This window comes from Enorma shizhengliae (assembly GCF_009676995.1).
GTDB classification, from domain to species: domain Bacteria; phylum Actinomycetota; class Coriobacteriia; order Coriobacteriales; family Coriobacteriaceae; genus Enorma; species Enorma massiliensis.
This window is the reverse complement of record NZ_VTFZ01000001.1, coordinates 37,688-59,323: the sequence shown is the minus strand read 5'-3', so window position 1 is coordinate 59,323 and position 21,636 is coordinate 37,688. Positions and strand designations below refer to the sequence as shown.

General features: G+C 60.8%; 17 protein-coding genes and 2 tRNA genes. 13 read left to right on the top strand and 6 right to left on the bottom strand.

Annotated elements, in window-relative coordinates; all coding sequences use genetic code 11:
* Positions 1-92: 92 nt before the first annotated feature.
* Complete coding sequence (gene gyrA, locus GJE22_RS00270) at positions 93-2,834, top strand: DNA gyrase subunit A (protein WP_144687657.1); 2,742 nt, start codon at positions 93-95, stop codon at positions 2,832-2,834.
* Positions 2,835-3,127: 293 nt separating this feature from the next.
* Here the strand turns inward: gyrA and GJE22_RS00265 are convergent, their stop codons facing one another.
* Complete coding sequence (locus tag GJE22_RS00265; protein WP_144687526.1) at positions 3,128-3,646, bottom strand: bifunctional nuclease family protein; 519 nt, start codon at positions 3,644-3,646, stop codon at positions 3,128-3,130.
* A 271-nt stretch (positions 3,647-3,917) separates the two neighbouring features.
* Between GJE22_RS00265 and purE the strand changes: the two genes are divergently transcribed.
* On the top strand, positions 3,918-4,388 hold the full coding sequence (gene purE / locus GJE22_RS00260; RefSeq protein WP_144687528.1) for a 5-(carboxyamino)imidazole ribonucleotide mutase: 471 nt from the start codon (positions 3,918-3,920) through the stop codon (positions 4,386-4,388).
* A gap of 120 nt (positions 4,389-4,508) precedes the next feature.
* On the opposite strand, the gene GJE22_RS00255 is transcribed toward purE, so the two are convergent.
* Positions 4,509-5,864 (bottom strand): putative ABC transporter permease, encoded by a 1,356-nt coding sequence (locus GJE22_RS00255; protein WP_144687530.1) that lies wholly within the window; start codon positions 5,862-5,864, stop codon positions 4,509-4,511.
* A gap of 379 nt (positions 5,865-6,243) precedes the next feature.
* Positions 6,244-6,318, bottom strand: a tRNA-Gly gene (locus tag GJE22_RS00250).
* An 889-nt stretch (positions 6,319-7,207) separates the two neighbouring features.
* Here GJE22_RS00250 and purB point away from each other — a divergent pair.
* The 3 genes from purB (at position 7,208) to GJE22_RS00235 (ending at position 10,449) form a co-directional block, all read left to right on the top strand.
* Entirely contained in the window at positions 7,208-8,557 is a 1,350-nt protein-coding gene (gene purB, locus GJE22_RS00245) for an adenylosuccinate lyase (protein ID WP_144687532.1), read from the top strand.
* A 306-nt stretch (positions 8,558-8,863) separates the two neighbouring features.
* Positions 8,864-9,130: a TIGR03905 family TSCPD domain-containing protein gene (locus tag GJE22_RS00240; RefSeq protein WP_019127395.1), complete on the top strand. Its 267-nt coding sequence runs from the start codon at positions 8,864-8,866 to the stop codon at positions 9,128-9,130.
* A 35-nt stretch (positions 9,131-9,165) separates the two neighbouring features.
* Positions 9,166-10,449: a hypothetical protein gene (locus GJE22_RS00235; RefSeq protein WP_235895740.1), complete on the top strand. Its 1,284-nt coding sequence runs from the start codon at positions 9,166-9,168 to the stop codon at positions 10,447-10,449.
* A gap of 251 nt (positions 10,450-10,700) precedes the next feature.
* On the opposite strand, the gene GJE22_RS00230 is transcribed toward GJE22_RS00235, so the two are convergent.
* The gene (locus tag GJE22_RS00230) at positions 10,701-11,294 is read right to left on the bottom strand and encodes a GNAT family N-acetyltransferase (protein ID WP_144687534.1); all 594 of its coding nucleotides are present in this window, start codon (positions 11,292-11,294) and stop codon (positions 10,701-10,703) included.
* Positions 11,295-11,451: 157 nt separating this feature from the next.
* On the opposite strand from GJE22_RS00230, the gene GJE22_RS00225 reads away from it, so the two are divergent.
* The 7 genes from GJE22_RS00225 to GJE22_RS00195 all read left to right on the top strand — a co-directional run bounded on the left by GJE22_RS00225 (position 11,452) and on the right by GJE22_RS00195 (position 17,901).
* Positions 11,452-12,180 carry a response regulator transcription factor gene (locus GJE22_RS00225; RefSeq protein ID WP_019127392.1) on the top strand — a complete coding sequence of 243 codons (729 nt, stop codon included), beginning with the start codon at positions 11,452-11,454 and terminating at the stop codon, positions 12,178-12,180.
* A 21-nt stretch (positions 12,181-12,201) separates the two neighbouring features.
* On the top strand, positions 12,202-13,743 hold the full coding sequence (locus tag GJE22_RS00220) for a sensor histidine kinase (RefSeq protein ID WP_144687536.1): 1,542 nt from the start codon (positions 12,202-12,204) through the stop codon (positions 13,741-13,743).
* An 84-nt stretch (positions 13,744-13,827) separates the two neighbouring features.
* Entirely contained in the window at positions 13,828-14,706 is an 879-nt protein-coding gene (locus tag GJE22_RS00215; RefSeq protein WP_144687659.1) for a phosphoribosylaminoimidazolesuccinocarboxamide synthase, read from the top strand.
* Positions 14,707-15,360, top strand: coding sequence for a DUF1129 domain-containing protein (locus GJE22_RS00210; RefSeq protein ID WP_186297366.1), 654 nt, complete (start codon positions 14,707-14,709; stop codon positions 15,358-15,360).
* A 101-nt stretch (positions 15,361-15,461) separates the two neighbouring features.
* On the top strand, positions 15,462-16,742 hold the full coding sequence (locus tag GJE22_RS00205; protein ID WP_144687538.1) for an aminopeptidase: 1,281 nt from the start codon (positions 15,462-15,464) through the stop codon (positions 16,740-16,742).
* A 521-nt stretch (positions 16,743-17,263) separates the two neighbouring features.
* Positions 17,264-17,581: a type II toxin-antitoxin system RelB/DinJ family antitoxin gene (locus GJE22_RS00200; RefSeq protein WP_144687540.1), complete on the top strand. Its 318-nt coding sequence runs from the start codon at positions 17,264-17,266 to the stop codon at positions 17,579-17,581.
* On the top strand, positions 17,578-17,901 hold the full coding sequence (locus tag GJE22_RS00195; RefSeq protein ID WP_144687542.1) for a hypothetical protein: 324 nt from the start codon (positions 17,578-17,580) through the stop codon (positions 17,899-17,901). The genes GJE22_RS00200 and GJE22_RS00195 overlap by 4 nt, the downstream gene beginning before the upstream one ends.
* Before the next feature lie 209 nt (positions 17,902-18,110).
* Here the strand turns inward: GJE22_RS00195 and GJE22_RS00190 are convergent.
* A tRNA-Lys gene (locus GJE22_RS00190) sits at positions 18,111-18,183 on the bottom strand.
* Between the two features lie 597 nt (positions 18,184-18,780).
* Here GJE22_RS00190 and GJE22_RS00185 point away from each other — a divergent pair.
* On the top strand, positions 18,781-20,475 hold the full coding sequence (locus GJE22_RS00185) for a phospho-sugar mutase (protein ID WP_144687543.1): 1,695 nt from the start codon (positions 18,781-18,783) through the stop codon (positions 20,473-20,475).
* A 233-nt stretch (positions 20,476-20,708) separates the two neighbouring features.
* Here GJE22_RS00185 and GJE22_RS00180 read toward each other — a convergent pair whose 3' ends face one another.
* Positions 20,709-21,587: an SDR family oxidoreductase gene (locus GJE22_RS00180; protein WP_144687545.1), complete on the bottom strand. Its 879-nt coding sequence runs from the start codon at positions 21,585-21,587 to the stop codon at positions 20,709-20,711.
* Between the last annotated feature and the right edge of the window lie 49 nt (positions 21,588-21,636).

Here is a 21,636-nt window from a genome sequence, read left to right as displayed (position 1 = left end):
GATGCCAAGCAACGTGGCCTGATGACGTACCCGTCCCCATAGTCAGACTGGACGACCACGACGAAACCAGGAGGTAGTACGTGGCAGACGATATGAACAACACGCCGGAGACGCCGGAATCTGAGGGGTTGCCCGAGGATCTGAGGCGCCTGCTCGCCCGCGCCGAAAGCGACGACGAGGGCACCGACGTCTACGTCGACGACGAGGGCGACGAGGAGGAAGAGGACGAGGGCGAGCTCGAGGAGAGCTTTGGCGACATCGACCGCGGTGAAGACGCCGGCGAAGACATCAACGGTGGTTCGCTGCAGATCAGCGAGTTCGGCCACGAGATGCGCCAGAGCTTCATCGAATACTCGATGTCGGTCATCACCGCGCGCGCCCTGCCCGACGTGCGCGACGGCCTGAAGCCCGTTCACCGCCGCATCCTCTACGCCATGAACGAGAGCGGCATCTACCCCAACCGCCCGCACAAGAAGTCGGCCTGGACGGTCGGCGAGGTTATCGGTAAGTACCATCCGCACGGCGATTTCGCAGTCTACGACACGATGGTCCGCCTTGCGCAGTGGTTCTCCATGCGCACCCCGCTGATCGACGGTCACGGCAACTTCGGCAACATCGACGGCGACTCTGCCGCAGCCATGCGTTATACCGAGAGCCGCTTGGCTCGTCCTGCCATGGAGCTCCTCCGTGACCTCCAGAAGGACACCGTTGATTGGCAGCCCAACTACGACGAATCGCTCGCCGAGCCCCAGGTGCTCCCCGCGCGCTTCCCCAACCTGCTCGTTAACGGCTCCTCGGGCATCGCGGTCGGCATGGCAACGAACATCCCGCCGCACAACCTCGGCGAGGCGATCGAGGCGACCTGCTACTACATCGACCATCCCGACGCGACGGTCGACGAGCTCATGCAGGTCATGCCCGGCCCCGACTTCCCTACGGGTGCGGTCATCATGGGGTCCGACGGAATTCGCCAGGCTTACGAGACCGGGCGCGGCTCCATCACCGTGCGCGCGAAGGCGCATGTGGAGTCTACCAAGACCGGCCGTAACCGCCTCGTGTTCACCGAGATTCCCTACCAGGTGAACAAGGGCACACTGCAGGAGAAGATCGCTCAGCTCGTGAACGAGAAGCGCATCGAAGGCATCTCCGACATGCGCGACGAATCCACGAGCAAGGGCATTCGCCTCGTCATCGAGCTCAAGAAGGGCGTCATCCCGCAGGTCGTGCTCAACAACCTGTATAAGTTCACCTCGCTGCAGACCACCTTCGGCGTAAACAATCTCGCCCTCGTGGACGGCGTTCCCAAGTGCCTCTCGCTCCCCGAGATCCTGCGCTGCTACATCGACCATCAGGTCGACGTGGTGACCCGCCGCACGCGCTATGACCTCAAGAAGGCCCAGGCCCGCGCGCACATCCTCGAGGGCTATCTCCTCGCGCTCGACCACATCGACGAGGTCATCCAGATCATCCGTTCCTCGCAAACCGACGCCGAGGCCAGCGCGCGCCTCATCGATCGCTTCGGGTTCACGCAGGAGCAGACGAACGCCATCCTGGAGATGAAGCTTCGCCGCCTGACCGGCCTCGAGCGCGATAAGATCGAGGAAGAGCTCGCGGGACTTCGCCGCGCCATCGCCTATTACGAGGACCTTCTGGCGCACGAGGAGAAGATTCTCGGCGTCATCAAGGAAGAGATGCGCGAGATCGAGAAGAAGTACGCCGACAAGCGCCGCACTGAGATCGCCGCGGCCGAGAAGGACCTCGATGTTGAGGACCTCATCGCCGACGAGGACATGGTTGTGACCATCACGCACACCGGATATGTGAAGCGCATCCCGGTTGCCACCTACCGCTCTCAGAAACGTGGCGGCAAGGGCGTTTCGGGCGTGAACCTCAAAGAGGACGACGTCATCGCCGAGATGTTCATCGCGAGCACGCACGAGTACGTGCTGTTCTTCTCGAATCGCGGCAAGGTGTACCGTCTTAAGGTGCATGAGCTGCCCATCGGCACGCGCCAGGCCCGCGGAACCGCGATCGTGAACCTCCTGCCCTTCGAGGAGGGCGAGAAGATCGCGAGCGTGATCAGCTGCCGCGAGTTCCCTGAGAACGAATTCCTCCTCTTTGCCACCAAACAGGGCATGGTCAAGAAGACCGTGATGAGCGCTTACAACCGCAGCCGCCGCGACGGCATCATCGCCATCAACCTGAAGGCTGGCGACGACCTGCTCGACGTGCGCCGCGTGCGCGAGGGCGACAAGATCATCATGGCCACGACCGCCGGCAAGGCCATCATGTTCGAGGAGGAGCAGGTGCGCGCCACCGGTCGCGACACCTCGGGTGTGCGCGGCATCACCATGAAGGATGGCGCCGAGGTGCTTGGCATGGAGATCACCAACGGCAAGGGCGATCTTTTCGTGATCACCGAGCGCGGCTTCGGCAAGCGCACGCCAGTTGCCGACTATCCGTGCCAGAACCGCGGCGGCCAGGGCGTGTATACCATCCAGATGACGGCGCGCAAGGGGAACCTCGCTGCCATGAAGACGGTGGGCCCGCAGCACGAGCTCTTCATCATTACCGAGGGGGCTACGGTCATTCGCGTTAAGACGAGCGAGATTTCGCAGACCGGCCGTGCGACCCAGGGTGTGAAGATGATGTCGGTGGCAGACGGCGACCGCGTGACCGCTGTGGCCCGCATGACGAGCGCCAAGAAGAAGCCCAAGACGACGGGCGTGGCCGAGGGCCAAATGTCGCTCGACCTGGGAGCAATCGATAGCGGCGATGAGCGGGTCGACATCGGCGCGGCGGACGAGGCGCTCGAGGATCTGATGGACGAGTAGCCGCCTCAACGCAAGCGAGTGGCTGCCTTATCGCATCGATTATCTCGTGAAAAAACGGCCGGGAGCGAGCGCGTTCCCGGCCGTTTGTGTATTCATGCGCGAAGCTCCAACGTTCGGTCCACTTTTGGGAGCTTCATTTTGTGAGATGGTCCTAGACGACCGTACTTGGCGTTCCGGGATGAGCGTATCCTGCGGTTTTACCTCATGGGGTGCGTAGGCGCACGGTATCGCAGAATAGATGTTCCCAAAAGTGGAGCGAACGCGCGCAGCCGCCTCGACGCGCTGCACGCAACCTAGAAGTCATCCGGTGAGAGCGTCTGCACGAACTGGTCGAACTGCTTGAACTCATCCTCGCCGCTTTGCTGGGCCGTGCGATACGAGATAGTGCCGGCGCGGTTCATGACATCGTCCTCAACGAAGACAGGCGCGTTCGAACGCACAGCGAGGGCGAGCGCATCGCTGGGCCGCGCGTCGATGGTAAGCTCTTCGATCTGCTCGCCTGCGCCTTCGCGCACGAGCACGAGTCGGGCGAAGAAGACGGGCGCATCAACGCGGTTGATCTCAACCCGCTCAAGCTTCACGTTGAGTTGACGAAGCGTCTCGATGAACAGGTCGTGCGTGATGGGGCGACCGTTGTTCTGGGAGTTGTCGATTCCTCGGCTGATTGCCGCCGCCTCGACGGACCCCGTCTGTATGGAAAGCGAGCGCGACGGTGCGTCGGCGCTCTCGCCGTTTCCGCGCTCACGCAGAACGATGACCGATGGAACCGGGCCGGAGGCCATGATGATGGTCTCGATGTCTACGCGAATCATTATGGCACCTCCTTGCTGCCGATTGCAGGCGGGCGTCTCTGTGCGCCTGCGTTGTTCGGGACATCCGGGTTGGCAGTGGTGTTGGGAAGCTGCCAACGGTGTACCCGTATTCGCTTGGGATACCTACCCAAAACTGGATAGTAATAGTACCTAAAACGTCTCGTATGTACAGAACCGCGTCGGGATGCGCGCCGTTATTTCATCTATCGGGCTATACTGGCTACGTAGCATTTGGCCGCTAGGCCGCGTTAACGGATATTGAGGAGAAAGCATGGCAGATCAGGAGAAGGTGCCGCTTGTCGGCATCATCATGGGGTCGAAGTCGGACCTTCCTACCATGGAGGGGTGCACGAAGGAGCTCGAGGAGCTTGGCGTTCCGTACGAGCTTGTGATCGCGAGCGCGCACCGCAACCCCGATAAGGTACATGAGTGGGCGGGAACCGCCCACGAGCGCGGGCTCAAGGTTATCATCGCTGCTGCGGGCAAGGCCGCGCACCTGGGCGGCGTGGTTGCCGCCTTCACGCCGCTTCCCGTGATTGGCGTCCCCATGAAGACGAGCGACCTCGGCGGGCTCGATTCCCTGCTCTCTATGGTGCAGATGCCTTCTGGTGTTCCGGTTGCGTGCGTCGCCATCAACGGTGCCAAGAACGCCGCCATCTACGCCACGCAGATTCTCGGTGCCACCATGCCCGAGTACCGCGATGTCATTTCCAAGATGAAGCAGGAGATGGCTGAGGCGTAACGCTGCGACGCTGCCGCGCAAGCCCGCCCGGCAACGTTCCTTCTACATAGCAAACGAGTATGGCTATGCACCCAAAGCGCCGCCCGTGCTTCACGCGGCGGCGCTTTGGGTGGTAATGACTCATCTCGCCGTGGTCGCGCTCCCCGCCGCGCCCGTATCGGACTCGGGTGCCATGGCATCTGCAAAGGCGGTGTCGTCTACACGGCTCGTATCCTCGGGATGGATGGTCATGCTCTGGAAGCGATTGGCCATATAGGCATTATCGAAGTGCTCTTCATAAAACTCTTCCACGGGCGTGCTGGCAGAGGTGCCCGAGACGCGTTCGAACCAGCAGTCGAGCGCCTGAAGCGTCATGACGGCGTTGACGAGCATGAGCACCGCGCACACGGTGGTGAGTGAGTAGCGCAGCTTCCATGGAATCATGTTGATGAGCTTCAGGAGCCACGGCAAGCAGAGCTTGATCCATACGAAGCCAAGCGCGCCCCACATGCACATGAACGGGGTGCTGGTGCGCCCCTGAAATACAATGGCGATGGGGTCGGGGATGCCGAAGAGCGTCATTCCGGTGTAGTCCCAGGCAACGGCACCGAAGGCCGTCTGCATGAACCAGCTTACGAACGCCTCGAACACGCCGCCGATGATGGCGGACACAATGAAGATGATGATGGGGTTTGCCTTGTAGAAGCGGTTGAGCGCAATGGTGAGCAACACGGCACCGCAGCCATATATGGGTGAGAAGGGCCCGAAGAGGAGCCCCGCGCGGTCTTGATATACACCGGGGTCAACCACGACCATGTGATAGATGACCTCGATGATGAGTCCGAGGACGCAGCACACCATGAAGACCCAGAACAAATTGAAGAAGTTGAGCTGAATGTAGCCCTTGCCTTCGAGGTCGCGCCCGAGCATGCCCTCTTCGGCCGCTTCTTGATCTGTGAGGTCGCGCAGACGGCGCTGGAGCATGCGCTCTTCTCGAAGTGACGGGTCGATTGTGATGGAGAGCGCGAGCAGGATAAAGAACTGGATGATGCCCGAGATGAGATTAGTTCCAATGCCGGACAGCATCACGTTGAAGAGCAGCTGCACGAAGGTGGTTGCAAGTAGCAGATACGACCAGCGCGCGGCGTGACGGCGGCGACTCTTGAGGAGGGAACGGCCGAACACGATGAGGCCCACCGAGTTGATAACCGTGACCACGATGCTCAGTGCAACGATGATGACGGGAAGCGTTGGGTCCGTGCCGATTGAAATTGCCTCGGGGTCGGCGCCGAGGGCCCAAGCGATCATGCCGAGGAAGATCGCGACTACGGGCAGGGTGACGATGCCGTCGATCATGCAGAGCAGTCCGTAGACTTTGATAACGAACGGGATTTTTTTCTGCTGATCGGGTGTGGGGGTGTTGGGGTTGAGGTCGTTGCCAGGAAGGCCGTAGTCGGGCAGCTCGGATGCGCGCCCGGTCGCCTGCGATGAATTCATGGTTCTCCTCATGTGAAGTGGGGTGTAGAAAACAGGAAATCGAAATGGCCCTAATGGGGCAATGATACCTTGAACAGGCTTGGCATGCACGGATACCTGCGACGTTTCGCTGTATCGTGAGTAAACCGACGGTTGAAGGTGTTCCGCGCGGTCTGCTCAGACAGAAAAAGCCTCCATTGCTGGAGACCCTATCATTCAATGGAGCGGGCAACGGGACTCGCGTATTCGCTTCGCGAATCCGCAGCTTCGGGTGCTTTGCGCCCTCGCACGCTCGCTGGGAAATGCTCACGCATTTCCTCAGTCTCGCGACCTCTCGGTTCGAGTCCGTGTAGCGTGTCCAAACAAAGAAGGGCCCCATTGCTGGGGCCCCTTTCATTCATGGAGCGGGCAACGGGACTCGAACCCGCGAGTGTCAGCTTGGGAAGCTGATGCCTTACCACTTGGCGATGCCCGCGTATGTCTGCCGCGAACGGCGTACGGAGTAGTATAACCCGCGTCAATTGCACGGGCAACTGCGCATCCAGCGAGTTGCTGCAATCAGCATGAAATTCGCTCGTATTCGCTTTGGCAGATTGAAAAAAAACGTGCTCGCGATCCCGGCTCTCATTCTGGCGTGACGCCAACAGGCCGAGGCTAATAGTTTTGCCGGGTGCAGGCAGCGCTCGGTTCCCCTGTCTCTGTTTGGGGAGTGGTGTCCCTCGCCTGGGGCTAAGAGAAATACTCAAAGATTGTATGAGCGAACAGGTTGAGCGCCTCCGTTCCGGGCGATGCTGATTGGTGCCGGCTACATTGCGCATGTCGACATTCTCGAGGAAGTGCAAACGGCATTTACCCTGCTCGAAGAGCGGTTTCCCCATCTCATCCGCGAGGCAAATCCTGCGTTTGCGTCGTAGCACGAATTAATATCAACTGATGCTAACTGACGCTGCCTTGCACACATGTGGAGTGGGGACGCCTGCGGGATAGCGGGACATGTTGCACGGGATTTGTGGTCCGGAACCCGCTTTCCCGCGCCCGCATAAGAGCTTGCCTAACAAAACTTTCGGTTTTACACGGTTATATCGCAGCATGCCGAGTAGACCGAACTAAGGCGCGCTTGCTAACTGCGGTTTTGTTGTGCGAATAATCTCGTCTACTCGGTGCATCGCGATATAACCGTGTAAAACCGAAAGTTTTTGATCTCCAAGGCTCGTGAGCGCCCCGTCCCGCGCAAAATCGTGCCCGTCATTTGAACTGGGGCGCCCTTCGCGCCGTCCCACCGCGCGAACCCGTACAATAGGTGTATCTGGCTGCAGCGCATCGCTGCGGCATAACCTGCCAGCAGCCCAATCGAAGGAGCTCGCATGATTGATCGCTATACCCGCCCGGAGATGGGCCACATCTTCTCGCTCGAGAACAAGTACGCCATCTGGCAGGAGATCGAGGTGCTCGCCTGCGAGGCTCACGCCGAGATGGGCAAGATCGGCATCACCAAGGAGGAGGCCGCCTACATCCGCGAGTACGCTTCCTTTAACAAGGAAGAGGTCGACGCCATCGAGGCCGTTACCAACCACGACGTCATCGCCTTCCTCACCAACATGGGCGAGTACATCGACAAGGATATCCCTGAGGGCGAGCCCAAGCCCAGTCGTTGGGTGCACTACGGTATGACCAGCTCCGATCTGGGTGACACCGCGCTCTGCTACCAGCTCGTCCAGGCGACCGACATCCTCATCGATGACTGTCGTAAGCTCGGCGAAATCTGTAAGCGCCGCGCCTTCGAGGAGCGCAACACCCTTTGCGTGGGCCGCACCCACGGCATCCATGCCGAGCCCATGACCTTTGGCATGAAGTTCGGCAGCTGGGCCTGGGAGCTGCGTCGCGACCTCGACCGCCTCATCGACGCCCGCGCCAACGTGGCCTTCGGCGCCATTTCCGGCGCGGTGGGCACCTACAGCTCCATCGACCCCTTCGTGGAGGAGTACGTCTGCGAGCACCTGGGCCTCGTGCACGACCCGCTGTCCACGCAGGTCATCAGCCGCGACCACCACGCCTACCTGGCGGGCGTCCTCGCCACCACCGCCGCTACCTGCGAGCGCATCGCCACGGAGATCCGCAACCTCCAGAAGACCGACACCCTCGAGGCCGAGGAGCCGTTCAAGAAGGGGCAGAAGGGCAGCTCCGCCATGCCGCACAAGCGCAACCCCATCACGCTTGAGAAGGTCTGCGGCCTCTCGCGCGTGGTGAAGGCCAACGCGCAGGTCGCGTTCGACAACGTGGCGCTCTGGCACGAGCGCGACATCAGCCACAGCTCCGCCGAGCGCGTGGCGCAGGCCGACAGCTTCATCGCGCTGGACCATATGTTCCAGTGCCTCATCCGCATCGTGGACGGCCTCATCCTGTACCCCGAGCAGATGAAGGCCAACCTCTACAAGACCCGCGGCCTCATCTTCTCCTCGAAGGTGCTGCTCGCGCTCGTGGACACCGGTATCACGCGCGAGGAGGCCTACGCCATCGTGCAGGAGAACGCCATGGCTACGTGGCGCGAGGTGCAGCAGTGCCAGGCCGGCACCACCTTCCGCGAGAAGCTCGAGGCCGACCCGCGCTGCACGGTGCCGTCCGAGAAGCTGGATGAGATCTTCGATCCGTGGGACTTCCTCACGCGCATTGACCGCGTTTTCGACCGGCTTGAGGAGCTTGACTTCAGCGCATAGTGCCAAATGCCCCCATTCCGGGGGCTTTCGCGCTTTCGTGGGGTACTTTGTGCAATTCTTTGTGCAATTTCGACCCGGTTGTTATGGATGAGCCTGGGTAGGCGAGCGCTATGTTAAGACGTTTGCGCAGGTAGTGCGGGTACAGATCTCTCAGATGCCTGCGTTCCTCGTAAAATACCGGGTCGAAATTGATGATATGGTGCAACGGCATCCCCAAGATTTATCTAATGCATCGCGGGGATAATCGATGCGGGGAATTCTATGCTGCCGGCGAGTACGGCTGCTATGAGATAGAAAGAGGGTCGTATGGTCGCGATTGATTTCACGCCGCGGGGCGTGTGCTCCAAGAACATTCACGTAGAGCTCGACGACGCGGGCGAGACGATCGAGCGGATCGAGTTCACCGGAGGTTGCAACGGAAACCTCAAGGCAATCTCGAAGCTCGTGGCAGGCCAGTCGGTCGAGCACGTGACGCAGATTCTTCGCGGCAACACGTGCGGCCCGCGTAAGACCTCGTGTGCCGACCAGCTCTGCTGCGCCCTCGATGCGGCCCAGGCCGAGGCTCGTGCGTAATCGCAGCAAAACAGGACGACGAGCTGGAGAGTTGCATGTTCCGTACGTTGGACAACTTGTTTGATCGGGCGCGGGGCGCGCGCGGCCGCAGTGGCGCGGGGGAAGGCCGCCCGCAGACCGGGGTTACTCGCCGACGCTTCGTGCAGGGAACCGTTGCTGCTGCGGGAGCGGGCATGGCGGCTATCGCGCTTTCCTCTTGTTCATCGGGCGGAGATTCCCAGCAAGAAGACGGGGAACCGCAGGTCGTAACCGATAGCTCGCAGATTGTCGCGGTGCTGGACGGCGACTACGAAAACGTAAGCAACAGCTTGAGCGCATCGTCGACGTGGTCTCTCCCCTTGGGAACGATGCTTTTTCACAACGGCGGCAATACCTGGGCCGCGGCGATGCTCACGCCGGAGTCGGCGACGAGCGTCAATACGGTTGGCGTGCTCAGTCTGTCAAGCGGCAACCTGACCACACTGTTAGATGTTGCGAGCTTAGGGGCGTCTTACAGCTTCTTCGACGTGCGCTGCTCGGATCAGGTGTACGCGTGGATCGAGATAAACTACACCGATGGCTCGTGGGTTCTGCTTGGTCAGGGCCTTTCCAACGGCGCGCTCTACGGCAGCCCTGTTCAGCTGGACTCAGGCGACAGCGATTGGGAGCCTCCGCGCTTTACCGTGTGGAATTCAAGCGTCATCTGGCAGAAGATGCCGCTTGCAAGCGGTAATCGAACAACGGAGTACTCGCACTGCTATATCTGGACCGTGGGGTCGAGCGAGGGCCAGGAGATTTACGAATCGCACGGCCGTTTCGCCACGACTCCCCGCGTCTCGGGGTCGGTACTCACCATTGCGCCGCGCGTGCGCGAGGGAAGCGGCGTGTACTATGGCATGACCGCGGTAGACATCACGTCGAGTTCGTATGACCAGATCGATCAGCTCGTTTTGCCCCGAACGGTATCGCCGTTCGATGCGACCTACATGAACGACCAGTTCGTCTTCTCGATCGAGGCGAGCTACTCGGGGGTGGGGAGCTTGGGAAACATGGGGACGTTCATAGGAAAAGAGGGTGGTCCCTATCTCTACCTGCGCCGCGAGCCTTTGGCGCAGGTCGCGGGCAACGGGTCTCGATATCTGGTGAAATCCCAGGCATCGCACTTCGTGATCGATACCGAGGCGCAGAACTATGCGGTTTTGATCTCGCCTGATCGCTCGATTGATTACGGCGATTTTCCAGCGACGGAGGGAGCGAGCTCCCAGTTCCTAACCTTCGCCACGGTGCGCGACGACACCGGTGTGCCGGCGAGCGTTACCGCCCGCGTGTTTTCAATCTAGTCGAATGTGACGATCCGTTTCGGCGCGCTGCGTCGAGGCGGGCTCAGTAGCGAAGCACGCTCTGCATCGAGGTGGGCTCCGCATCTCGCTCCGGTGTTGTCGGGCGGCTTTCGGACATTCATCTCGTTTTCGGGCGACATTTGGACGCATTCAGCGCCTTGAGCGTACCAAACACGCCTGAGAACGCCGCGACTGTCCAGATGTCGCCCGATAGCACCGTGGGTGTCCGAATCCCGCCCGAGAGCGAAGCGTCACTTTGTGCGCAGGCGAGCGTTCGCGGCTGCAAGCACGGGTTCAATCTCCGCGGCGCTCAAGCCATGCGAGGGCTCGGGTGTGCCGTCGAGCGGCAGCAGCTGCTTTTCCATCCAGGTGACGGAAAGCCATTGCCCCAGCTTGAACCCACAGGCGGTATGCTCGCCGCACACGCGATAGCCATGCCGCTCATGAAAAGTAATTGACCCGGTATTTGAGGACGTGATGCACGCTTCGCTCATGCGAACGCCCTGAAGACGCATGAGTTCTTCGAGGGCATCGAGCAGCGCCGAGCCGAGCCCGTGCCCCTGATGCTCGGGGGCTAGATAGATTGAAATCTCGGACGCCCAGTCGTATGCAGGGCGCGAGCGGAATGATCCGTTATAAGCGTAGCCAGCAACAGCGCCGCTATCTGAGTCCTCTGCCACGAGATAGGCAGCTCGATTGAGCGTCGCTCGGATGCGTTGGCCGAACTCCTCGACCGCGGGTACCTCGAGCTCGAAGCTCACGCATGTATCGGTCACATACGGTGCGTAGATGGCAAGGAGCGAAGCGGCATCAGCGGGCGTGGCGGTGCGAATTCGGTAAGACATGTGCCCTCCGGATAGAAAACGGCTGGTCGGGTAATAATCAATCAATGGAGCTCCGCCGGCCGGTGCGAATCGCCCGGCGAACGTTCCCGTTGCCCAGTGTATCGCTGCGTGCGATACAATGTGATGGTTCTTTACAGATTGAGAAGGGAGCCTCGATATGGCTTCGGATGCAAGAAGGATCCTGCTCGTTGAGGATGAGAAAGCTATTCGCGATGCCGTCGCGGCTTACCTAGAGCGCGAGGGCTACTGGGTCGTCGGTGTCGGCGATGGGCAGTCTGCGGTCGAGGAGTTCGAGAAGCACCAGTTCGACCTCATCGTGCTCGACCTCATGCTTCCCAAGCTCTCGGGCGAGCGCGTTTGCCGCGCCATCCGCGACACGTCGGATGTGCCGATCATCATGCTTACCGCGAAGGGCGAGGTCGAGGACCGCATCATCGGTCTCGAGCTCGGTGCCGACGACTACCTCATCAAGCCGTTCAGCCCCCGCGAGCTCGTCGCCCGCGTCCGCGCGCTGTTCCGCCGCACGCATCTAACAGATGAACCGCAGGTTGAGGTGCTCGATTTCGGCGATCTCGTCATCGATATCTCCGGTCATAAGATTCTCGTCGAGGGCAAGGAGGTTGACCTCACCGCCTCTGAGTTCAAACTGCTTACCACCCTCGCGCGCCATCCTGGCCGCGTGTACAACCGCATGGAGCTCGTGGAGAAGGTGCTTGGCTACGATTTCGAGGGCTATGAGCGCACCATCGATTCCCATGTGAAGAACCTTCGCGCTAAGCTGGGAGACGACCCCAAGCACCCCAAGTGGCTCTACACCGTGCATGGTGTGGGATACCGCTTCGAGGCGCCGCAGCAGCCCGCCGACAACAAGGCCGAAGCCAAGTAGCTTTCGCGGCTGTTTAGCGCCATGTTCCCCGCTCGCGTCGAAATCGGACAAAAGCATAAGCAGCAAGACGAGGCGAGTTCCCGCGCGAGCTGGAACACGCCTCGTTCCGATACGCGCTCGGGCATGAGCTATGCCACGCGTATGGCTTCCTCGTTCGCGCTCGCCTCCGTCATGACCGTGCTGGTGCTCGTTGGCGTGGTCGCTGTGGTGTGGAGCGGCGTGTTCTCGGATTACACGCGCGCGAACATGACGGATATCGCGCAGAGCACGGCGCAGCGCCTCGCCCAAGAGTACGAGCTGAATGGGGTGTGGAGCACGTCGTACCTGGCGTCGGTTGCCGATTCAACGCTCTCGAGCGACGATATCGGGTTGCAGGTGGTCGATGCCGAGGGGACGATCCTCTACGACGATTCCTGGCCGGCTGCGGCGATGGTCGGCTCAACTCAGGGTAGCAGCGAGCCAAGTTCCCATAGCCTTATCTCGAGCGCCCCGACCGACGCGGCCGCTTCGGTTACCCGCGACATCACGCTTACCGATGGCGCGGTGGTTGGGCAGGTGCGCCTGTGGGTGTTCGGTTCGGACGCGCTGCTCAGCAAGGCGGACACAGCGTTTCGCGACCGCACCTTCAATGCGATGTTCCTCGCCTCGATCATCGCGGTGGCCATCTCGGTGATTATCGGCATCCTCGTGTCGCGCATGCTCACCAACCCGCTCCGTCGTATTACCGGCACGGCAAAGCAGATCCGTGACGGCGATCTTTCGGCACGTACCGGCCTCAAGGGCGATGACGAGATCGACCGCCTTGGCGAGACCTTCGACGAGATGGCGACCTCACTCGAGAAGGACCTCAAGCATGAGCGCCGCATTACCTCGGATGTTGCGCACGAGCTGCGCACGCCGCTTATGGCGATGCTTGCTACGGTCGAGGCCATGCAAGACGGAGTGCTTCCCACCGACGACGAGCACCTGGAGACAGTCGCGTCCGAGACCCGCCGCCTCTCTCGTCTCGTTCAGCAGATGCTCGACCTTTCGCGTATGGAGAACCGCACTGCGCCGCTCAAGCTTGAGCGAATCGATACCGTGAGCTTCGTGAGGCGCATCGTCGACAGCCAGCAACAGCTCTTCAGCGACCACGACCTGCGCCTGCGCTTCTCGGACGATACACAGGGCCGCCCCTCGGATATCGAGGCCGATCCCGACATGGTCACGCAGGCGGTGGTCAACCTCATGAGCAACGCCATGCGCTATACCCCCGAGGGTGGCTGGGTCGTGGTGTCGGTGCGAACCTCTCGCCGCAACGTGCAGATCATCGTGTCCGATACGGGCATCGGCATCGCCAAGGAAGACCTTTCGCGCATCTTCGGGCGCTTCTGGCGAGCGGATGCGAGCCGCGCGCGCGAGGCGGGCGGCTTGGGCGTTGGCCTTTCGGTCACCAAACAGATCGTCGAGCGCCATCACGGCTACATCTCGGTCGAATCTGAACTTGGAAAAGGTACGACGTTTACGATTCATCTGCCCCGTGAGCACACGGTTGAACCTTCATCCTCTACAATAGAGCACTAGGCTGCGCCATGCCCATGTGCTGGGGCATCGTGGCGCAGGCAATGCAACGCAATCGTCTTTGAGGAGATGACTCACGTGGCCAACATGGAGCGCCGTCCGGATTCCCGCGGCAAGGTTCGCGACATCTATCAGGCTGGAGACAACCTGCTTATGGTCGCAACCGACCGCATTTCGGCTTTCGACTACATCCTGCCGGACGAGATTCCCTTCAAGGGCGAGGTGCTCAACCGCATCTCGGCCTTCTGGTTTGAGAAATTCGCCGATATCGTTCCAAACCATCTGGTGTCGATCGATCCCGCGGATTTCCCGGAAGAGTTTGCCGAGTATCGCGACTACCTGGCTGGTCGAGCCATGCTGGTGCGCCGCGCGGAGACCATCCCCGTCGAGTGCATCGTGCGCGGTTACCTCACCGGCTCGGGCAAGAAGACCTACGACGAGGACGGCACCGTGTGCGGCATCAAGCTGCCCGCCGGCCTCACCGAGGCATCCAAGCTCCCTGAGCCTATCTTCACCCCGTCCACCAAGGCTGCCATCGGCGACCATGACGAGAACATCTCGTTCGACCGCACGGTAGAGATCGTGGGCGCCGAGATTGCCGAGCAGATTCGCGATCTGTCGCTGAAGATCTACACCGCCGCTTCCGAGTATGCTGCCACGCGCGGCATCATCATCGCCGATACGAAGTTCGAGTTCGGTGTCATCGACGGCAAGGTTACGCTCATCGACGAGTGCCTCACGCCCGATTCGAGCCGTTTCTGGCCGGCAGACTCCTATGAGGAGGGCAAGGTTCAGCCGAGCTACGACAAGCAGTACGTGCGCGATTGGCTGCGCGCCCATTGGGATATGACGGGCGAGGTGCCCCATCTGCCCGCCGAGGTGGTCGACGGCACGTCTGCGCGCTATCGCGAGGCGTATCAGATCATCACGGGTACCGTATTCGAAAGCATGAAGGGAAACGCATAAGTGAGTATCAGGAGCGCTAACAACAAGCGTGTGCAGAACCGCGAGTACGCGGGCGCGTCCCGTAAGTCGGCGGCCTCGGCGAAGCCCGCGCGCGCTGCGGCGAGCTCGGTACGCGTCGTGCCCGCGAGCGCGAAGGCTCGTCGCCGCGAGGCCGAGCAGGGAGAGTCGCTCGAGAGCCTTTCCAAAGAGGAGAAAAAGGCGCGCAAGCAAGAGCTGCGCATCAAGGAAGACCGCATGTACTCCGCGGCCAACATCCTCATGAAGAACGATGCGGAGTACCGCTCCAAGCGCCGCATCTTCTGGGTGCTCATGGCTATCGGCGTGGTTGCCATCTTCCTGGTGTGGTTCCTGCTCATGGGTGTGCTTAGCTCGCTTCCCGAGAACGTGACCGGAGTGCTGCAGATCGTAGGACTCGTTCTTGCCTACGGCTTTGTGATCGGCGCCTTCATCTTCGACATGGTGAAGATTCGCCCCATCCGCAACTTCTATAAGGCGCAGGTGGCGGGCATGACCGACCGCAGGGTGCTCGAGATTCTTGAGGATGCCGACACCAAGGATAAGAAGGACTCCAAGAAGGCTGAGGACGACAAGCCGGCTGAGGAGCCCGTTCAGAAGAAGCGCGGGCCTAAGAAGAACCATCGTTCCCGCCGCTAATTCGATACTGTTTAACTCATAGCAGCCAGGCCGAGCGTTCCCCTCCGAGTGGTGCGTTTTGGTCTGGCTGTTGCTTTGCCCAGAGAAACGGAGTGACGATCATGATCAAAGCAGCGCTCACGGTTGAGGATGCTAAGGCCGGCATGCGTTCCTTGGCGCCGCAGATCGAGCGGTACGCAAGCCTTATCGTTCGCAAGGGCGTTCATGTTAAGCCGGGGCAGGAACTGGTGATCATGTCTCCGGTTGAGACGGCTGAGTTCGCGCGCACGCTGGCGAGGTGCGCTTACGAGGCTGGTGCCGGGCACGTCACGGTGGTGTGGAGCGACGACGCGGTGACGCGGCTCACCTATGAGAACAATGAGCTTTCGTATTTCGAGCAGATGCCGGAGTGGCAGCGGATTCAGTACGAGACGCTCGCCGAGGCCGGTGCATGCTTCGTGTTCGTAGAGGGCTCCGACCCCGAGGCGCTTAAGGGCATCGATCCGGCGAAGCCGACTGCCGCGAGCCGTACACGCAACACGCAGTGCCAGCGCTTCCGCCGGGGGCTGGACTTCAATATTAACCCGTGGTGCATCGCGGGCGCTCCGGTTGCGTCGTGGGCGCGTCACGTGTTTCCCGATGTGCCGGAAGAGGTGGCCATCTACAAGCTATGGTGCGCCATTCTCTCGGTTTCGCGCGCGGATGGGGAAGACCCGGAGAGCGCGTGGGAGCTGCACGACGCGACGTTCGAGAAGAACCTGCGGTTTTTGAACGAACACCATTTCTCGGCGCTCCGCTATGAGTCCGCGAATGGCACGAATCTTACCGTTGGGCTTACCGACCGCCATATCTGGGCGGGCGGGCGCAGCGAGACGCCGGACGGGCACCCGTTCTTCCCCAACATCCCTACCGAGGAGGTCTTCACCTCTCCGCATCGCGAGCATGCCGACGGCATTGTGTACTCTGCGCTTCCGCTTATCCATGCAGGCAACAAGGTGGATGACTTCTGGCTGCGTTTTGAGGGTGGCCGCGTGGTCGATTGCGGCGCGCGGATTGGTGCCGACGTGCTGCAGAGCATCCTCGACACCGACGAGGGTGCCCGCCGCCTGGGCGAGGTTGCGCTCATTTCGAAGAACACGCCCATACGCGAGAGCGAGACGCTGTTCTACGACACGCTCTACGACGAAAACGCGAGCTGCCACTTGGCGCTGGGCGTGGGATTCCCTGAGTGCTACGCCGGTGGTTACGAGATGACGCCCGATGAGTTGCGCGCGTGCGGGGTGAACACCTCGACTACCCACGTGGACTTCATGATCGGCGCGGACGATCTCAATATCACGGGCATCATGCCCGATGGCAGCGAGGTGCCGGTGTTCGTTAACGGCCAGTGGAGCTGGGAGTAGCATCTACGGTAACGGAGCGGTAATGGCGCGGTTTGCTTGAGCTGCCCTGTTTGAGTTGCCCTGCCTAAGTTGCCCTGCCTGAACTGCATGCGCGATGACGGTTGTCTCCAGGCGCCCATCGCTTCTGGGCGAGATTCGTGTGCTGTGAACGGTTCGGGCGACATCTGAGCGCCAAGGGCGTTATCGGGCGGGATCTGGACACCTCCGATCTTCGGGCGTGATTCGGACGCTGCAATCGACTTCGGGCGACATTTCGCCAGAATGGGCCTCGAATATGTCCGAATCTCGCCCGAAGATGTCGCATGCGTCCAGAATTCGCCCGAAGATGGGGCGCATTACACGAGAGCGCCGATCAGATTCTTAACGCGCTCAATCTCTTTCGAGGTTGTGTCCTATGAACGTATGGCCACCGTTTCGACAGCGTGAGGGCTGCAGTGGAGGCCCGTGAATAGTGGGTATTGCTCGACGATTTGGGTAATATGGAATTACCAGTGAATCCCATATTTCACGGAGGTGGTCGCATGGCACTCCTTCAGACAACCATCGATGATGATGTTAAGAAGCGCGCCGATGAGGTTTTTGCTCGGAGCGGGCTTACTTCGGCGATGGCGGTGCGGGTTATGGTCACGCAGGTGGCGAACACCGGTGTGAGCCCCTTTGATGGCCTCTTTCTCGGCAAGGGCGGCCGGGCGTACTCCGATGAAGTGCGCCGAGCCATGGTGCGGGAGGAGGCGAAGGAGTATGGGCTCATTCCAGACGACGCACAAGACGACCCAGCCAGGGTCCCTGACGATCTTCTGGATACTTGGGGCATCACAGCCGAAGAGGTTGGGCAATGAGGGGCGCGGCGTATGAAGTCCGAGCGGGGCGCGACTTCTGGAATACGCTCACACCGCTCCGCCCCAAATACACGCGCGAGCAGTTTGCTGAGATTATCCGCATCATAAAGGCATGCATCGCTGAGCTTGCTCAACACGGATACGTTGACGAGAACGGTTGGGCAGAGCATATGCTCGAGAAGTCTCCGTTCAATGATGGACTGCATTACGAGTTTCACGTCTTTGACGATGACGTGCTCGTTGTCTACCTCAAGCGCGAGCAGCGCAGGGTGATTCGCATGGTCGGCGTTTTCGACCACGAGTCGCTTTCGTCCTCATAGCAGGTGAATGAGCGCCGCGTGGGTTTCGGGCGCTTTTTGGACGCTGCAGATGTATTCGGGCGACAGCTCGCCATATGTGTAGCTAAAAGCGGTGAGATATTGTGCGGAAATGACCGCGTTCGTCCAAAGCGCGCCCAAAGATGAGGCGTGGCAAATAAGGAGCAAAAACCAAAAACGCCTCCATGAACGGAGGCGTTGACAAGCGCGGGTGGGCCGTTAGGGGTTCGAACCCTAGACCTTGGGATTAAAAGTCCCCTGCTCTGCCAGCTGAGCTAACGGCCCGTGCGGAGCTATTGTAGCACGTTGGACGGATTTCGCACGGTAGCCGTTATGTTCTTCGTCGTAGGATTGCATTCCTGGCGGGTCTCGGGTGGGCGGCGTTCCATGGCCGGCCCCGGGCGGGGAGGCGTTTTTGGGCGAGTTCCGGACATCGCGATGTCTTCGGGCAGGTTTTGGACGCTCAGATGGTTGTCGGGCGACATTTCGCCGTTTTCACCCCTTTGAGCGTCCGAATCACGCCCGAGGATCCAGTGGTTGTCCAAAACTCGCCCGAGAACACGGGGAGTGTGCGAATCTCGCCCGGTAACGCCTCCGTGTCCGGAATCCGCCCGACAACGCCGCGGTGTCCGAATCCCTCCCGCGAAAGTGCGCTCCCGGGAGGGAACCCGCTCAAGCAAGAACCATCCTGGGGGTTGGGCGTGCTCGGTGGCGCCTCGCGTCGAGCGTTCCTTCGCCGTCCCCCGTTATAACCGAACGCTTACCGACAGATCGAGTTCGCCCTTCGCAACTTGCCGTATGATTCTCCTATATATGCGCTCCGGCGCACCCTTCCGCATGGCGATAACGCAGGAAGGGGTTGCTTCGAAAGGAAGGCTACCTATGGCAGATGTACATGTACTTCTCGATGAGTGGATCGCCAATGTCACGGATGACGAGCTACTCACCGAGCTCAAGGCAATGAAGGAAGCGGGAGACGAAAACGCTATCACCGACGCGTTCTTCCAGGACCTCGAGTTCGGCACGGCAGGCCTGCGCGGCACGCTTGGCGCCGGCACGAACCGCATGAACATCTATACGGTCGGTCGTGCAACCCAGGGCTTTGCGGAGTATCTCGTCAAGAATTTCGAGAACCCCACGGTTGCCATCGCGCGCGACAGCCGCAACAACGGCGAGCTCTTCGTTAAGACCGCGGCCGCCATCTTTGCTGCCAATGGCGTAACCGCCAAGCTCTATCCCAAGATTTCGCCGGTGCCCACGCTCTCCTGGGCCGTGCGCGACCTTGCGTGCTCTGGCGGCGTGTGCGTGACGGCAAGTCACAACCCCGCCCAGTACAACGGCTACAAGGCCTACGGCCCCGATGGATGCCAGATTGCATCTGAGGTCGCCGATGCCATCTCTGCCGCCATCGCTGGTGTGGACATGTGGAACGGCATCAAGTCCATGGACTTTGATGAGGCCGTGGCTGCGGGCAAGATCGAGTGGATCGGCGACGATTGCCTCGAGCGCTACTACGACGCGGTGGTCGATAAGTCCGTTTGCAACCTTACCGAGGAGGAGTCGGCCTCCGCGCCGCTCAAGCTCGTGTACACCCCGCTCAACGGCACGGGCCTTATTCCCGTTACGACGGTGCTCAACAAGGTGGGCATCACCGATATCACCGTGGTTCCGGAGCAGAAGGACCCGGATGGCGACTTCCCCACCTGCCCGTACCCCAACCCCGAGATTCGCCAGGCCATGCAGAAGGGCATCGACCTGTGCCAGGAGGTCCATCCCGACCTGCTGCTCGCAACCGACCCGGATGCCGACCGCGTGGGCGTTGCGTGCCAGGACGGCGACGACTACACGCTGCTTACCGGCAATGAGATGGGCGTGCTCCTGCTCGACTACATCTGCAAGATGCGCGCTGCGCGCGGCGAGGACCTTTCCCGCAAGGTTGCGGTGACCACGATCGTGTCTTCTGCTATGGTTGACGCCCTTGCCGATGAGTACGGCTTCGAGCTGCGTCGTTGCCTCACGGGCTTCAAGTACATCGGCGACATCATCACGAGTCTTTCGGATGCGGGCGAGGTCGACCGCTTCATCTTCGGTTTCGAGGAGAGCTACGGCTACCTCTCGGGCGACCATGTGCGCGACAAGGATGCCGTGAACGCCTCCATGCTCATCTGCCAGATGGCGCAGTACTACAAGCTGCAGGGCAAGAATCTCGTCGAGGCCATGCACGATCTCTACGAGAAGTATGGCTATTACCACAACAAGACCGTTTCGCTCTCTTACCCGGGTGCGGACGGCGCCGCCAAGATGGCCGGCATCATGGCCGCGCTCCGCGCCGAGGCTCCCGCCGAGATTGCTGGCAGCAAGGTCGAGGCCGTGCTCGATTACAAGGATGGTGTGAACGGACTCCCCAAGGCGAACGTCATCGAGTTCGATCTTGAGGGCGGCAACAAGGCCATCGTGCGCCCGAGCGGTACCGAGCCGAAGATCAAGCTCTACATCTTCGCCAAGGGCGTGGACGCCCAGGCTGCCGATGCGCTTATCGCCGCGATCGAGGAATCGGGCCGCGAGCTGCTGTCATAGGCGAGGAATGCGATAGGTATCTCGTACGTTTTATGGGCGGGCGCTCTTCGGGTGCCCGCCCGTAGTTTGCAAGACGTGGTGAGGGTGCGCGCTACAGCCATACACGTCTCAATTCTTAGGTGCCTCCGCGGGTTCTGCTGACGGGGTAGAGCCGCATCTAGTCGTTTGTCTGGTAGCTTGCTTCTCTGGCGACTTCTGAGTTGCATTCCGTCGCATTGCCGGCGGCAAACAGCCTACATCCAGCCGAAATCCGCGAGGCAGCGGTCGACGTCCTCTTCGAATGTCCCGAGTTGGATCCCGGCGGCAACGGCTTTGCGGTTGTCGAGGCGGAAGTCGCGGAACCGGTCGGCGTAGCGCTCGGTATTCGGGAGAATGCAGCGCTCGACGGCGTCGGGCGTGGCGATGCCTGCGGACACGAGCTTTCCCGCCACGACGCGCGCGGCGTCGTACGTGCAGAGATCATTACTGCTCGCGAAATTGTATGCGCCACTCGGGAGCTCGCAGGTGGTGGCGAATTGGTCGGCAAGGTGCTGGGCATAGGTCATGCAGCGCTTCTCGTTCACCGTAAAGAGCGTCGGCGTGTTCGTGCGCAGTGCGCGCACCACGTTGCCCACGATGCCGGGAGAGGGCTTGACGTGGGGGAGCGCCATGCCGAACATCCATGAAAGCCGCAGGATGACGTAGTCGCTCATGGTGGCTCGCATCCAGGCGTCGACCTCCGCCTTCTGTTTTCCGTAATTGGTGACGCTTTCGGCTTCAACCGATTCGGAGAAGGGTCCGGGCTCGTGCTTCCCGTTGTAGATCTGCTCGGTCGAGATGAAGATCATGCGCTTGCCGCGCTCGTGGCAGATGCGCCCGAGCTCGATGGCGGCCTCGCAGTTTACACGGTGCGTTCCTGCAGGGTCGTTCTCGCAGTCGGCGGTGGTGGCGTTGGCTGCCGTATGGAAGAGGATGTCGAAATCGAGCACTTCGAAGTACGACCGGAGGCCGTTGAGGTCGGCGTAATCGACATCACTTCTGCTCACGCGGATAAAATCGAACGTTCCCGCGTTGTAGGTCTGGACAAGGCTGGCGAGGTATCCATTGGCGCCGGTGATGGCGATGCGTGTCATGGGAATCCTTTCGGCAAAGGGTGGCTCGGGGCAGTGGTCGGAAGCGGCG